This window comes from Flavobacterium sp. KACC 22763, assembly GCF_028736155.1.
In the GTDB taxonomy this organism is placed as follows: domain Bacteria; phylum Bacteroidota; class Bacteroidia; order Flavobacteriales; family Flavobacteriaceae; genus Flavobacterium.
The window spans coordinates 2,174,460-2,189,340 of record NZ_CP117879.1; the positions used below are offsets into that span (position 1 = coordinate 2,174,460).

Consider the following 14,881-nt stretch of genomic DNA (forward strand, 5'->3'; position numbering starts at 1 on the left):
CTATTCTCTATATTCTAAAATCTTGTTTCTTGCATCTTTCATCTTCCCACTCTCTTCTATTTCTTCAATTCTTTTAATTTACATTCCATTACGTCTTTATTCAGTTTTACTTTTACCATTCCTGTTGGATGAAATCTTCTTTTCAGATCGATTGCGTTATAGACTATGGTATAAACATCATTTCCTTCTGGGATTAAACACAAAGGCGTTCTCATAATATCCCACCATTTATCTACTTTGGTTTCTATTGGTAAATAATGTGCTTCCGCCCAATTAACACCATCTGCAGATAATGAATACGCAATCATATTTGGTAAATGATGTCCCCAGCCGTCTGGGCCTCCGTCGAAAATCGCGATGTACATTCCGTTTGGTAATTGACTAACAATCGGATTTTCTACAAACTGCGGATGCATGGTCTTAATTGGTTCCAAACCTTTGTTCATTCTTAACCAAGGGCCTTCTAAACTTTTGGATTCGGCTAAAGCTACAAACCAGCCTTTTCCTGATTTTTTTGGATAATCTGCCCAAGAATTAAATGGATATGCACCGCTATAAAATCCGAAGTATTTGTCACCAACTTGGTATGGAAAAAATGAAGCAACACCCTGACGTCCTTCCCAAGGTTGAGAATCTAATCCAGGTTCCATAATGATTCCCATATCTTTATACGGTCCGCCGATTCCGTTGATTCCGTTTACAGTTGATTCGCAACGCCAAATTCTTCCGAATGAATGATTTGGTTCTATTTCTTTACTTACGGTATAAGCTAAATAATAGCCATACCATTTGTTTGCTTTTTCATTAAAAACTGGCATATACGACCAAATAGCTGCACGACGATCATTCATTGGATTATCGTCTTCAGTTACGGCATAAGTTCCACTTGCTTGATAAATTGTCGATTCTCTTTTCCAGTGAATGGCATCTTTACTTGTCCAATGTCCGATTTTGGTTTTTACACGATCGTAATAGTAATCTATTCCTTTTTCTCCTGCTCTTTCGGTTGGAAACATATGGTACGTATCGCCGACTTTTACAACACGTCCGCCTTCAAAACCTCCCTGAATTCCTTCAGTTCCAGACATTCCTTCATCAATAACGGGTTTATTTTCTCCACCGATAATTTCGAAAAGCGGTTTTTCATCTGAAAGGCCTTCAACAATAAAAGTTGGGTTCCAAAGTTTTCCATCTGGGAAATTGGCATTCCTTGGTTCTAGTTTTTCAGAAGCTTTTACAACTCCTAAAACTGCAAATAATCCTTTTCCAAAATTTAATGTTTGTGTTCCTTTTGGAAATGAAATCGCATAAACATTTACTAGCGGTAAACCTGTAATCGTCAATCCGTTTTCTAAAACTAATTTGGCATTTTGAAGTTTATCAGCTTGAAGATATTCTGAATTATTTTCCTGAAAAACACCAATTAAAACCTGAACTGGTTCTTTAAATTTTAATTGCAAAGGAGCATTAGTTCCGTTTTTATATTTATTTAAAGGAAGTTCAATACCTGTTAAACCTTGTAATTCTGGAGCTAATCTAACAATGTTATGTTTGCTTCCTGAAAATACATGTGCGTATTGAGTGGTTTTGAATGTTTTGTAATTTGATTTTACAATTTCAAATGAAGCTGGTTTCCATGCGGTATTTTGTGCTGTGGCTTGAATGCAGACAGTGAACAGCATTAGGAATGCGGTTTTTAATTTGAAGTTGTGTTTTGTATTTTTTGAAAACATTGGTTTTTTATTTTTTATTCCTGATTTTGCGTCATTGCAAGGAACGAAGCAATCACATTTGCTATATCAAACTTTGCGGAATCATTAGTGAGGTTGCTTCGTTCCTCGCAATGATGTGCTGGATGAATAATTTACAGGGCTTTATAACTTATTTTGTATTCAACATTTGGTTTAACCGTCAGTTGATATTTATTTTTTGCTAATTCCGTTATCGTTCCCGAGTTTGTTTTAGGTTTGCTGGCACTTTCAAAAATCAATTTTCCTTCTCCTTCACCTGCTTTTACTTTGATTTCTTTGGTACTGCAATACACCGCAACTTCTCCGTTTGGTGTTGGCACTTTTCCTTCCATCCATTTTAAACCTCCTAAATTTGGTTTGATTTCGTATTCTGAATAACCCGGCGCGGTTGGTTTTACACCCAAATAATATTTTCCTAATAAGTAAATCGGACTTGCTCCCCAAGCATGACAAAGGCTTTTCCCGTAAGGACGACCATACATCGTTAAATGTTCCGTTCCCTTTTTGTTCGGATTGTATTCTTCCCAGAAAGAGGTTGCACCTTCATTTAGCATTCCGCCCCAATAATCTTTCATTTCTTTTAAAACGTAGTTTTGTTCCCCCATTGCGCATAATGCTTCCAACTCATAAAAACGCATGTATGGTGTTGTGATTTGAAGAACATCTTTATTAAGTAACACTTTATTTTTTACGCTTTGTTTTTGTTCTTCAGTAAAATAATTGAAGAAAATACCGAACATATTAGCGTATCTGGTTACAATATTTTGAATTTTTCCATCGATACGCTGATGTTTCATTACGTTTTCTTTTTTATCCCAAAAGACATCAAATAATTTGGTTTTTAAATCAGTTCCCAATTTCTGATATTGCTTTTGGTCTTCGGTTTTACCAGCAATTTCTGCACTTACCGCCATTGCTTCTAAACTTCTCGCTAAAAGCATTTGCTCAAAACTAACTTCACCTGTTTTTGGCAATCCGTCTGCCCAGTCAATAAAAACCCAGTCGCCTTCTAATGGTTCAAGAAATCCGTTTTTGTTTCTTCTTTCTAGGCAGAAATCCATAAGCGATTTCATTCTTGGATAAAAAGTTTTGATGAATTTCGTATCGCCCGTGTGTAGATAATAATCGTAAACACCAACAAACCAATACAACGAATAATCCATTATGATATTTACGTGGGCTGTTACAGGATCTTTTCCACGAAGTGCTAACAAAGTTCTTTCTACCGAAGCCGAATCAAAGAATAAATAATAATTCATTAAATAACTTTGATAAGCATCACCAGACCAAACCCAACGGTCACGTTTGATTCCGTCTATAAAAAATTCACGAGACGTTAAATGCATCGTGTAAGCCGACACATCCCAAATTTTATTCAATTGTTCATCCGAAGATTTGAATGCGCCACGATAGTCTAATGGCAGATATTCATAAAGCATCGAAATAGAATCGTATTTTACTCCTGCATCTGCTTGTACTTGAACATAACGGAATGCTTTCGAACCATTATGAGTGTAAGTTTCAGACTGTTTTCCGTCAAAAGATAAATGATCCAAAGTTTCACATTTAGCAGAATCCAAAGCTTCTTCACGAGATTCTCCATAATAAAGCGCTAATTTGCCTTTTCCTTTTAAACCGTGAATTTTAATGTAACCAAAAGTTTCTTTACCAAAATCTACTAATTGGCCAGCTCCTATTTTTTCTGTTTTTTTCGCAGTTAAAGGTTTGGTTGTTAATTTAAATCCTGAAGGTTTATTTTCTGGCGAATTAAAATTCCAAGAACCAACCGGAACCCATGGTGTACCCGATTGTTGTGCTTTCCCAGTTTCATCAATCCAAAGTTTATCTTCATTGGTAACTTTCCAAGAAGCATCAGATTTAACGTATTTACCATTAATATAAATAGCTGGCAACACTTCCTGATTATACACTTTAAAGGAAATTTTGTGTTTTCCGGCAGGAACTGCGATTGATTTTGGCTGTCCGTAAATTTGAACGCCGTCTAAAAGTAATTGAAAAGGTCCTTCTGAAAAGATTTTCACTTCGTCTGGTTTTGGAATATCTACTTCTGTCTGAAAAGTAACCAAAGAATACGGACTGTAATATTGCCAAAGCGGAGGAAATACGGCTTCGCGTTCTGTACGTCTAACCTGCATTTTATTGCTTAACCAAACTTCAAAATCTCCTGGATACCAGATCCATGTCGCTTCTTTTGTTTTTTCTTGTGCTGATGACAGCGAACAACAAAAAAGGGCAACAAAAAGAAGTAAAGTCTTAAAAATGGAAAAGCGGTTTAGCATAGTTAATTTATTTTGGGACTAAAGATAAGTGTTATTTTTACATTTCACAACCTGTAGTATCCTGTTATTTCATAAAAAACTATGATTCTTGATAAATTTTTAAGGGAAAAATTATGACTTATCACTTTTTTAGTACTAAAAAAAATGATGTTAGAATTTTATGGGACTCGGATGAGACGGATTCGCTATCGCGAAGACGCGGATGAAAACGGATTTATTTTTTTAAACACATAGAGACATAGACTTCCTTTGCACATAAAAAGGCGTTTCACTTGTATACATACACATAGCTATGTGTTAATGACTAGTTATTTTTTATTATCTCTATTTCGCTAAGTAAAAAAAATCTATGTTTCTATGTGTTTAAAAAATCCGCGTCTTTACGAAGTAAATCCGTTTTATCCGTGTTCTAATTTAGGCTAACAATCTAAGCAATCATTCGATCAGATTCATTTTCATCTTCTAAAATATAATTAGAAGGTGTTTTTCCTAAGTGTTTTTTAAACATATAAATAAAAGCACTCGTAGTTTCGTAACCTAAATTGAAAGCAATTTCTTTAATAGATTGTTTTTCGCCCAAACGTTTTATCGCTTCCAATAATTTTAAACGTGTGCGCCAATCGCTAAAATTCATTCCTAATTCTTTTATGAATAAGCGAGATAAAGTTCTAGTGCTCATAAAAGAAATTTCGGCGTAATATTCTATCGTGTTTTTGCTCGCAATATCTTCCATTAAAAGTTCGACTACTTTTTGTAATCTTTCATGATTGGTTGTTGGCAAGAAAGTAGCGCTTGGCTCTATTAAAGCTAATTCGTCTAAGAAAACAGAAATGATTCTGTGTTGCGGAGGAGTGAGATTTCCTTCTACTCCAAAAGAAATAATTTTGAAAACCAACTGCTTTAAAAACATCGGAATATCAAATGAGAAACTGTTTGTTGGCAATCCTTCCATAAAAGACGGATCGATAAAAACACTGTAATAATTAACGTCTTTCTGAAAAGTAACCTGATGTTCTACTCCGCCCGGAAGCCATAAGCCCTGCAACGGATTTACAACCCAAATATGATTACCAACCACAACGTTCATTACACCACGAGTTGCATAAATTAGTTGACCTCTTGGGTGTGAGTGCGAAATACACATTTCGTTGGTTACCATTTCGGTATAACCAATAACAGGAATCAATGGATCAACTCTGTATCCATGTTCCTGTGCCATTCGATATGTCCGAATCTGGTTATTCATTGTCCAAATATAGCAATTCTGACATTAGTATTCTTTTAATCTTTGCAAAAAATAATACAGCTGTTGTTTTTTAACCTAATTTAAAAATCAAAAAATATCTCATGGACACAATTAAAGCAAATCCTGACATAGTTAAAAAAACCACTTATTCGATCTTATTCATCATAAGTTTTTCTCATTTAATTAATGATCTTTTACAGGCTGTTGTTCCTTCAATTTATCCGCTTTTAAAGGAAAATTTTAACCTGAGTTTCTCTCAAATCGGAATCATCACTTTTACTTACCAAATCGTGGCTTCAATCTTACAGCCATTTGTTGGAATGTACACTGACAAAAATTCAAAACCGTACTCGCTTATTATCGGAATGTGTTTTACAATGGTTGGACTTTTCTTTGTTTCGATCGCTTCGAGTTTTATCAATTTATTATTATCAGTAAGTTTAATCGGAATTGGATCTTCAATTTTCCATCCTGAATCTTCACGTGTAGCGCATTTGGCTTCGGGCGGAAAAAGAGGTTTGGCGCAATCTATCTTTCAATTAGGAGGAAATGCAGGAAGTGCTATCGGACCTTTATTAGCAGCATTTATTGTTATTCCGCATGGACAATCTTATATCGCTTGGTTTAGTATTATCGCATTAATTGGCGTTTTTGCTTTGTATAAAATTGCGATTTGGTACACGGCACATTTATCTGAAAGAAATGCTAATAAAGCTTCTCACCAAATTGAAACACATCATTTGTCTAAAAACCGAGTAATTGCTTCGTTGATTATCTTATTGGTTCTTATTTTCTCTAAGTATTTCTACATGAGCAGTATTACGAGTTATTATACTTTCTTCTTGATAGATAAATTCCACATCACAATTCAGCAGTCACAAGTATATTTATTCTTGTTCTCAGGTGCTGTTGCAGCAGGAACTTTAATTGGTGGGCCAATTGGAGACAGATACGGTAGAAAATATGTAATCTGGGCTTCAATTCTTGGAGTTGCTCCGTTTACTTTAATGCTTCCTTATGTTTCTCTATTCTGGGTTGGAACTTTATCTGTAATCATCGGATTGATTCTTTCTTCTGCATTCTCAGCAATTCTGGTTTATGCAACTGAATTATTACCTGGAAAAGTCGGACTTGTTGCCGGTCTTTTCTTCGGATTTGCTTTCGGAATGGGTGGTTTAGGTTCTGCTATTTTAGGAAAAATTGCCGATGCTACAAGTATTGAATATGTATTTAAGATATGTGCATTCCTGCCTTTAATTGGGGTTATTACTGGATTTTTGCCTAATTTGGAGAAGAAAAAGAAAGCTCAGGAATAATTTTAAACACATAGAAACATAGATTTTGGATTGTCTTAAAAAGGCATTTCATTTAATTAAAAAACACATAGCGTTCTGTTGAAATGCTATGTGTTTTTTATTATTATCAATTTTAGCAATTAACTAATTTTCCTCTTTCAATTTTAATTCAATATCACATAAAATTTTATAAACGTTATCAAAAAAATCTAATGCATTTGATTTAGAAGAATTCTCTTGTTGTATTTGCGCTATAACTGGTGACGTTTTTGCAATATCAATCATTCTTGTAACCTTAACATTCTCGTTGTTAACTATATTGTTTTTTACTTCCGAAAAATCGAATAAAAAGCCAGAAAAAAACTGAGGCAAATCTTTATTTATAACCGAAGTTTGAGCATGTGAATATGCATCTCTTAATGATTTAGCTTTTTCATTTAAATATCTGAATTGATCAGAAGAAATTAAACCTTTATTTTTTGCAAGTGACACAGTTTTTGGCAATTTCAAGTGATCAAATTGATTATGTGCATGATTTACTGCTTTGTTATACTTTTCATGATTAGAAAGGTTCAAGCCTTTTGTTTCAAACTTTATCAAAGCCATTTTCATCATGCGCTCCAATAAATGGCTTGTTGATGTAATACTTGCCGTATAGAAACCAAATAAAAGGCAATTTAAGGTTTCCCTTTTCAAGGTATTAATTTCACACATTTCAATTAAGTAATGATCATAGTATTTCTTAAGTTCGTCAAAATTTTGATCAATTCTTTCCGAGAAATAACTTTTCAAAGTTTCTTTATTATCCATAATCTATTATGATTTTAATTTAATAACTCAATGAAATTCTATTGATTAGCATTACTAGCAAACATAGTATTTTATCATATAAAATCAAATACAAAACCATTATCATTAACTCTGAAAAACATAGCTCGTGGTTTCATCCACGGGAAACGTATTTTGGCAAACGTAATGCTATACATTGCGTCTCCGTGGTTGAAACCACGGGTTATGTTTAAATAGATAATTTTTATTTCGTTTCAATTTCATTATTGGTTGTAATAATGATTTTATTTTGCTGATGTTCAATCGTTACGAAATTCCCGTAATGAAAACCGATTTTCTGAAGCCATTTTCCGCAAAGACGTATTTCTGGAAATATAACGTATCGATGATATGATCGTGCAATATGCTTTTGCTGTATTTTTAATCGTCTTTTTACTGATTGTTTCATTTTATTTTTATTTCATTGAAACAAAAATAGTAAATATTTTATTACAAATAATAATTATACAAAACTTAATTGCGATTTTATAGCATTTTTTAATAACATTATTATACTTTTTATTATATTTAAAATACATCATATTTGCATAAAAAAGCAATAAATCAACATTATGTCGCAATTAAATTTAAATAGAATAAAGGTTGTTTTGGTTGAAAACAATAGAAGTAATAAGGAATTAGCAAAACATTTGGGCAAAACGGTATCGACAGTTTCGCGTTGGTGTACGAATGATTATCAGCCTTCTATTGAAACACTTTATGAGATTTCGAAATATTTGAAGGTTGATATTCGGGAGTTATTGGTTTCTACTGGAAAAGGTTAAATATTTTTATTAATGTTTTAAATTATACTTGTGCGCTTTTATATGATTTTAAAAGTTCTTCTTTCATTGTAAAGTTTTTAGATTATTGTGAACACTCTGAGCTATTATGAACAGTTATTATAACAATCCATTTTTTTTAATCATTAAAAATCGTTACGTATTAATTCATCATTTATTATTATCAACTTTCCGCTGAGTATTGAATCAATTACCGAATTTTCATCATACTTCTTTATTAATAAATTAATAATCCTGTTTCTTTGGTTTTCATTACTGATTACTATGTAGCGAATATCATTAATATCAAAATTTATCGAATATTCTGGTAAATGCGGTTTTTTCTTAAAATGTGATTCTTTCATATCATTGAATTCATCTGGATATAAAACTTTATTATCTTTTAAATCTGGAATGTATCTCCATTCTCTCTCTTGATAAGTTATTATCTCTTTACCTTTATAAGTGGTTTTCCAATTCTTAAAAAATTGAATTGCGGGAGTAATTGCATCAAGTATTACATCAAAATTATTAATGTCATTTTTATATAATCCACCACTAAATAATTTTTTACTAAAATCTTTAAAAGGAGTATTTTCATGAATGTAAACCACAGGTGAAATTCTATTTTTTAAAGCCCAATCCAAACTCATTCCTAAGCCATATTTACCATATCTCATATATTGATCCACATCTTTTAATGGTATATTGCAAAAACTCACCATTGGAACATAATAATCTGATTCGCTAACATTTTCTAAACAATACGAAGGAGCAAAACCATCTTTTAAGATTTTTAATAAAACTTCAAAATTATCTAAGTAATGTACTATATGATTTATTTTCTTTTGACTGAAATCGTTTTCTACAACTTTTTTATCAATTTTGTTTTTTGTTTTATCTGACATTGGCTTTAATAAATTATAAGAAATTACACATCTTTTCAAACATTATACTAAACAAGGTAAAAATCACTAAGCTCCAATACTTTTTACTTACATCAAATATAATAGACTTTAATCATTTTAGCTACTTATAACTTACTACAAAAAAACGCCTCCTTTAATTAAAGAAAGCGTTTTAAAATCATATAAAATCTTAATTATCTAATTCCCATTAAAAACCAAATACAAAACCAAAATTACCAACCCCAACAAACCAAACAAAAGCTTAACCTTTTTACTAGTTTTAGGAATATCCGTTTCATCTGAAATATTAACTTCAGGGTTTTTATCAGTTAACGAAATAATAACAGCTGTAATTAAAAGCACAGCAAAAATGTAAAAGGAAATCAATAAAAAGTGAGGCCAAACTGGATATTTATCGGCAGGGAAAATCCATAGATATAAAACACCAACAAACAAACTAAAAGCCGAACCCCAAGAAAGCGTTGCATTTACGGCTTTTTTAGTGGTGCGTTTCCAGAAAACACTCAAAAGGAAAACAACAGATAACGAAGGCGCCAAGAAACCTAAAACAGCCTGAAAGATGTTGAATAAATTCTGTCCTTTGATATTGTCAATCGCAACGGCAATAAGAATTGCAAAAACACATCCAGCAGCAATTGTTAAACGACCAATTTTAATCTGATCCTGAATCGTCGCCGTCGGGTTTATTTTCTTTACATAAATATCATTCGTAAAAACGGTACTTAAAGCGTTTAACGAAGAACCAATTGTTCCTACCAAAACGGCAATCATCACACAGATTACCAAACCGTTCATGCCACTTGGAAAAAGGTTCGTAACCATTGTCATATAAGCCAAATCAGAATTGCTTCCTAATTCTGGATATAACGCATAACATAAAATTCCAGGCAAAATAAATAACGGCAATGCCATAACCTTTAACCATCCTATAAAGTTAACTCCCAATTGTCCCTGCTCCAGATTTTTCGCCCCCAAAACACTCTGCACCATCGATTGATCGGTACAGAAAAAAGCAACTGCTGCTACAGGATATCCTAACAAAATAGCAGGCCACGGATAATGCGCATCGTCAGAAGGACGAACTAAATTCCAAAAATTAGAAGGAGTTTTAGCAATTAAAACATCGATTCCACCCAGTTTTTGCAAACCTAAAAAGGAAAGTGTCAGCGATACTACAATTAACAGAATCATTTGAAAAACATTCACTTTAGCAATCGCTTTTAATCCTCCCGCAAACGTAAATATTCCAGAAAAAATCACTAAAACCGTAACACTCTGCCACATAGGAATTCCAAGAATCTGACGAACTAAAACGCCTCCGCTGAATAATCCTAAAGACAACCAGCTTACTAATATTTTTACCAAAGCATACCAAGCCAAAATATTTTGAGTACTATCACCATAACGTTTTCCCATATATTCGGGCATCGTACTTACTTTGCTCGCAATATATCTTGGCGCAAAAACCATTGCCAAAAGCAGTAAAAATACAAAAGCGTACCATTCGAAATTTCCTGCTACAATTCCCGTAGCGTAACCAATACTCGCAAAAGCCAATAATGACGAAGGCCCAACATTGGTTCCCCACATATTAAACCCGATGCTGTACCAGTTTAAGGAGTTTCCGGCCAGAAAAAGTGTTTCATTTTTCTTTCTCTGTTTCATACTTACCACATATCCAATGACCAATAAAGCCACTAAATAACCCGCTACAATCACAAAATCGAGCGTGGTTAATTTATCGTAGATACTGTTCATAGTCCGTATTCGTTAAGAATATCGGCAATTTTAACCGGCATTCCAGTTTGCAAAGATTTATCCATTGCCTGCAATAAAGCCACAGTTCCAATTCCTTCTTCCATGTTTGGATACGCTTCAAAACCTTGCTCGATACTGTCTACAAAATATTCTAAATAATTCTGATATTCTCCGCCGTGATGACTTTGTCCTTCAAAACGGAAATAATATTTTATCGTGCTGTCGCCCCAAGTAACTACTTTTTCTTCGCCCGTTTTATCTGTAATCGCATAACGCAATTCGTGATAATCAGCCTGACTTGCTCCTTCTGTAGCTCGCAGAATTGTGCTCATTCCGCTGTCACGTTGCGCTGGCTGAGTCGGCGAAGTATAGACACCGCTTACACGAGCAATTCTTCCATCGGTTGCTTTGAAGATAAAATGCATTGTATCTTCATTTTTCAATCCAGCATTTTGTCCGTTACTGCTAATCATTCCGTAACCCATCACTTCCTGAATATTTGGCAAATACCATCTGATGAAATCTACAGGATGACTCAAACCTCCATACAACCATTTAAACGATTGCAAAAGCGACCATTCTTTCTTTAAAAACCATCTGTGATCGGCGTGATATTGCGCTTCAATTGTAATTAAATCTCCAATTAAACCTGCCTCGTAATCGGCTCTTTGTCTTTTGGCTGGTTCGAAAAAACGGGAACTTTGCCCTATAAAAACTTTCTTTCCAGTCGATTTGCTTAATTCTAGTAATTCCTTAGCATCCGAAAGATCATCGATAAATGGTTTTGTACAAACAACATGTTTTCCGTGCAACAAAGCTTGTTTTACATGTTGTGCATGCAGATGATCTGGCGTGTAAATCGCAATGATATCAATTGATGCATCATTCAACAAATCGTCGTAATTAGTTGTGTACGAATGAAAATCGAATTCTTTTGCTCGCTGTTTACACAATTCTTCGTTTCGGTCGCATATTTTAACGAGTTCTAGTTTTGAACTTTCTATAGCAGCCGACATTGTGCTTCGTCCTTCTCCAAGTCCTAGAATGGCTATTTTTAACATTGGTGTGGTTATTTTAGATTGTTGATTTTAGATTTTAGATTTTTTTTCTTGCCACAGATTAAAGGATTTTCACAGATTAGAAAAAATCATTTTAATCCTTTTAATCTGTGGCTAAATATATCTCAACGTAAACCCGACAGGTTTTAAAAACCTGTCGGGTTTAGTCATAATGTATTATTTCGTTTCTACTTTATTCAAGAAAATCCAGGTTTCGTCTGATTTTGCGCCTTCAATTCCCGATTGGTATTTTTTCATTAAGGCATTCCAGTCATCTACACGAGGATTATTTTGTGTTGTTTTTGGATTTAGTTTATCCAAATTTTCTCCTTTCGGAATACTGATTACCAAGATCAATTGTCTGTCTTTTTTGAAGACTTGTAATTGCTGAAAATCGGCATTACAGAAACCTTTGGCTACTTCTGGCCATTTTTCGAATTGTGTTTTGTGATACTCCACATATTCTTTTTGCAGTTTTTCATCGGCAGGAAGATTCGCTGTTAAAACAATATTTTCCCAATCCGATGCTGGTTTTGAATCTTTACATCTTTCGAAGTTTTGAAAATCATAAACCAAATCTTCATAGATTTTAATTTCTAAAGAAGGAAAAGCACCCGCTAATTTTCGTTTCGTTCTTTCCGGCTGATTCATTTTTCCGTAAATCACCAAATGATTTTTCCATTGGTACAATTCCTGACCTACAATTCTAAAACCTACCAAAGTCGATTTGATTTTTTCGATATCAAAATCAGAACCTATCAATTCGATGGCATACGGTTTTGGCATTTCCTGCAATCCCCATTTTTCATCGATTACGACTTCTTTTTCTAAATCTTTATAAGGAGCTCTGATTCCCGCTGCATCTTTAATTTTAGTGCTTACATACGGATCATTGTGTTCCCAAATATTCCCTTTTGGACCATTGTGGTTTTTAAGGATTTTCTTTTCAGCAATCCAGTTGTTTTTTATCGTAAAACCTTCACTTCCTTCATCGGTATATAAATACAGCCATAAAAACGGATCGTGCGCGTATGGACTATTGTAAACTTTGTCGATATAATTTTCTTCGATTCGGCTTCCTGGCTGAGCCGAAAGCGTGTAAATTCCAGCAACATCATGTAAATGTTTCGCATAATGATGAATTTTATTCCCTAGAATTTTATTGTTCTGCATCACGTTTGGCGTGTGTGTCCAACCCCAGCCCATTGCCATTCCAGAGTATGATACATCCGAAATTTCGTTGTGTTCAATCGTAATATTTCGAACAAAACCTGCACTGATTCCTAAAGTTCCCCAATCTTCATTGGTTACGTTGGTGATTAAATTGTCCGAAATCACTTCATCCGAACACATTTCTCTTTCATCTTTTATGATTAAAGGTAAATGCGCTTCAAAAGCTTCTTCAGAGAAAACTCCAACATTAATAGCACTTCCGCCAATATCTTTAAATAAATTTCCTTTTACAGTATTGTGATTTGTTCCTTTATTTAAATCTAAACCAGTCGAAGATAGATGTTCAAAACGACACGATTCAAACTGAATATTATTCGCATAATTTACTTCAACCGCTGCACGAGGTCTACCTACCCAAGCCTGATTTTCTAAATTCGCCTGATTTGGTGTTCCTGGCTGTTTCAATTTATAAGCATCCAACAAATACAAACCCGACTGCAACGGCACGTGACCTTGCTGCGAAGGACGAAGCCAGTTGCTGTACTGAAACGAAATTCCTTTAAATTGAAAATGATGAACAGGAGAATCGATTGTTCCTTTTACTTCAACCAGATTTTCTAAAACTGGAGCTGTAACGGTAACCGAATTAATTTCTTCTCCAGCTCTTGGAATATAATAGATTTTAGCATTTTTCTTGTCTAAATACCATTCACCAGGCTCGTTTAAAAGTGAAAAAGCATTATTTAAGAAATAAGCAGAATTCCCGTTGTTTTTAGAAATCCACGGAGCAGGCCACGGATGCTCGCTTTGAATACGGCTTTCTGGCTCTTCAAACGAAAGTTTGGCGCTGTCTTTTTGTACTTCGATATTTTTGATTCTAAGATTGGCATTCGACCACCATTGCACAATAAACATTTCCATTCCCGGTTCGAACTTAACTGATTTATCCTTAAACGGAATCCAACAGGTTTGTTCTTCGTGATTCCATGATAAAATACGTTCCATTGTGGTTCCGGCAGTATTTTTAGCTCTTAGGGCTTTTTTTCCGTTTACCCATAATTGTCTGTAATCAATTAGGCTTCCCGCTTTTTTAGGAGCATCGGCTACCCAAACAGCACCTCTTTTTAGTCCGTTGATAACGGTTGTCGATTTTGTCCAATTTTTAATTTCGATTCCACCGCTTATAATGGGTCTTGCATTTACATCGGCTTCAATTGTTGTCGGACTTTCTGCTGTTCCAGAATCTTCTGGTCGTACAAATAATGGTTCGTTTAAATAATACGTTCCATTCATTACTATAATTCGAATTCCGTCTTTTATAGATGGATCTTTTAAACGACGAAGCTCTCTGGCTTTTCGCATTGCCATGTGAACCGTTGCCAACGGATTTGATTTTGTTCCGAGGTTTGAATCTTTTCCTGATGGCGACACCCAGATTTCAGCACCACTTGCCGAAATTGTGAATACCAGTAAAAAAACGACTAGTAATTTGTTGAAAGGAATTAAACGCATTATTTATAGTATTGATTTTTTTCTTGAGCTAAAATTACGAGGCATTTATTTAAAGCGCTATAATTTTTACAAATAATTGTATTTTTAACACTTTTACCAAATAACAGGGACAATTTAAAAGAATATAAAATTACGAGCATCCTGTACCCTCCTGTAATATTGACCTCAAGATATTCATTTCGAAAATTCGGCTTTTAATTATCCTTTCATTTCCGAGTCAAAAAAAGTTAAATTCATAAAAAATCTGTG

Annotated in this window: 11 protein-coding genes; 2 read left to right on the forward strand and 9 right to left on the reverse strand. The window is 34.0% G+C overall.

The window, feature by feature from the left end:
• Nucleotides 1–56: 56 nt before the first annotated feature.
• From PQ463_RS08875 to PQ463_RS08885, 3 genes are all read right to left on the reverse strand, one after another.
• Entirely contained in the window at nt 57–1,733 is a 1,677-nt protein-coding gene (locus tag PQ463_RS08875; protein ID WP_274257363.1) for a glycoside hydrolase family protein, read from the reverse strand.
• A gap of 131 nt (nt 1,734–1,864) precedes the next feature.
• Complete coding sequence (locus PQ463_RS08880) at nt 1,865–4,051, reverse strand: alpha-L-rhamnosidase-related protein (RefSeq protein ID WP_274257365.1); 2,187 nt, start codon at nt 4,049–4,051, stop codon at nt 1,865–1,867.
• 427 nt (nt 4,052–4,478) lie between these two features.
• Nucleotides 4,479–5,270: an AraC family transcriptional regulator gene (locus tag PQ463_RS08885; RefSeq protein WP_274257367.1), complete on the reverse strand. Its 792-nt coding sequence runs from the start codon at nt 5,268–5,270 to the stop codon at nt 4,479–4,481.
• 128 nt (nt 5,271–5,398) lie between these two features.
• On the opposite strand from PQ463_RS08885, the gene PQ463_RS08890 reads away from it, so the two are divergent.
• On the forward strand, nt 5,399–6,613 hold the full coding sequence (locus PQ463_RS08890) for an MFS transporter (RefSeq protein ID WP_274257368.1): 1,215 nt from the start codon (nt 5,399–5,401) through the stop codon (nt 6,611–6,613).
• 123 nt (nt 6,614–6,736) lie between these two features.
• Here the strand turns inward: PQ463_RS08890 and PQ463_RS08895 are convergent, their stop codons facing one another.
• Both PQ463_RS08895 and PQ463_RS08900 read right to left on the reverse strand, forming a co-directional pair.
• Nucleotides 6,737–7,402, reverse strand: coding sequence for a hypothetical protein (locus PQ463_RS08895; RefSeq protein ID WP_274257370.1), 666 nt, complete (start codon nt 7,400–7,402; stop codon nt 6,737–6,739).
• A 223-nt stretch (nt 7,403–7,625) separates the two neighbouring features.
• Nucleotides 7,626–7,829, reverse strand: a complete 204-nt coding sequence (locus PQ463_RS08900; RefSeq protein ID WP_274257371.1) for a SymE family type I addiction module toxin — start codon at nt 7,827–7,829, stop codon at nt 7,626–7,628.
• Nucleotides 7,830–7,992: 163 nt separating this feature from the next.
• Here PQ463_RS08900 and PQ463_RS08905 point away from each other — a divergent pair, with 163 nt between their 5' ends.
• A complete protein-coding gene (locus PQ463_RS08905) occupies nt 7,993–8,205 on the forward strand; it encodes a helix-turn-helix transcriptional regulator (protein WP_274257373.1) in 213 nt (70 codons plus the stop codon).
• Nucleotides 8,206–8,348: 143 nt separating this feature from the next.
• Here PQ463_RS08905 and PQ463_RS08910 read toward each other — a convergent pair whose 3' ends face one another.
• The 4 genes from PQ463_RS08910 to PQ463_RS08925 all read right to left on the reverse strand — a co-directional run bounded on the left by PQ463_RS08910 (nt 8,349) and on the right by PQ463_RS08925 (nt 14,632).
• Nucleotides 8,349–9,110, reverse strand: coding sequence for an abortive infection system antitoxin AbiGi family protein (locus PQ463_RS08910; RefSeq protein ID WP_274257375.1), 762 nt, complete (start codon nt 9,108–9,110; stop codon nt 8,349–8,351).
• A gap of 198 nt (nt 9,111–9,308) precedes the next feature.
• Nucleotides 9,309–10,889 (reverse strand): sodium:solute symporter, encoded by a 1,581-nt coding sequence (locus PQ463_RS08915; protein ID WP_274257377.1) that lies wholly within the window; start codon nt 10,887–10,889, stop codon nt 9,309–9,311.
• Complete coding sequence (locus PQ463_RS08920) at nt 10,886–11,950, reverse strand: Gfo/Idh/MocA family protein (RefSeq protein ID WP_274257378.1); 1,065 nt, start codon at nt 11,948–11,950, stop codon at nt 10,886–10,888. Before PQ463_RS08920 ends, PQ463_RS08915 begins: the two co-directional genes overlap by 4 nt.
• Before the next feature lie 174 nt (nt 11,951–12,124).
• A complete protein-coding gene (locus tag PQ463_RS08925) occupies nt 12,125–14,632 on the reverse strand; it encodes a right-handed parallel beta-helix repeat-containing protein (protein ID WP_274257380.1) in 2,508 nt (835 codons plus the stop codon).
• Nucleotides 14,633–14,881 lie beyond the last annotated feature (249 nt).

Excerpts from the sequence above, each read along its gene's own strand:
- PQ463_RS08905 (WP_274257373.1), top strand. The coding sequence starts at position 7,993 with ATGTCGCAATTAAATTTAAATAGAATAAAGGTTGTTTTGGTTGAAAAC.
- PQ463_RS08890 (WP_274257368.1), top strand. The coding sequence starts at position 5,399 with ATGGACACAATTAAAGCAAATCCTGACATAGTTAAAAAAACCACTTAT.
- PQ463_RS08900 (WP_274257371.1), bottom strand. The coding sequence starts at position 7,829 with ATGAAACAATCAGTAAAAAGACGATTAAAAATACAGCAAAAGCATATT.
- PQ463_RS08885 (WP_274257367.1), bottom strand. The coding sequence starts at position 5,270 with ATGGCACAGGAACATGGATACAGAGTTGATCCATTGATTCCTGTTATT.
- PQ463_RS08875 (WP_274257363.1), bottom strand. The coding sequence starts at position 1,733 with ATGTTTTCAAAAAATACAAAACACAACTTCAAATTAAAAACCGCATTC.
- PQ463_RS08910 (WP_274257375.1), bottom strand. The coding sequence starts at position 9,110 with ATGTCAGATAAAACAAAAAACAAAATTGATAAAAAAGTTGTAGAAAAC.
- PQ463_RS08925 (WP_274257380.1), bottom strand. The coding sequence starts at position 14,632 with ATGCGTTTAATTCCTTTCAACAAATTACTAGTCGTTTTTTTACTGGTA.
- PQ463_RS08920 (WP_274257378.1), bottom strand. The coding sequence starts at position 11,950 with ATGTTAAAAATAGCCATTCTAGGACTTGGAGAAGGACGAAGCACAATG.
- PQ463_RS08880 (WP_274257365.1), bottom strand. The coding sequence starts at position 4,051 with ATGCTAAACCGCTTTTCCATTTTTAAGACTTTACTTCTTTTTGTTGCC.
- PQ463_RS08915 (WP_274257377.1), bottom strand. The coding sequence starts at position 10,889 with ATGAACAGTATCTACGATAAATTAACCACGCTCGATTTTGTGATTGTA.
- PQ463_RS08895 (WP_274257370.1), bottom strand. The coding sequence starts at position 7,402 with ATGGATAATAAAGAAACTTTGAAAAGTTATTTCTCGGAAAGAATTGAT.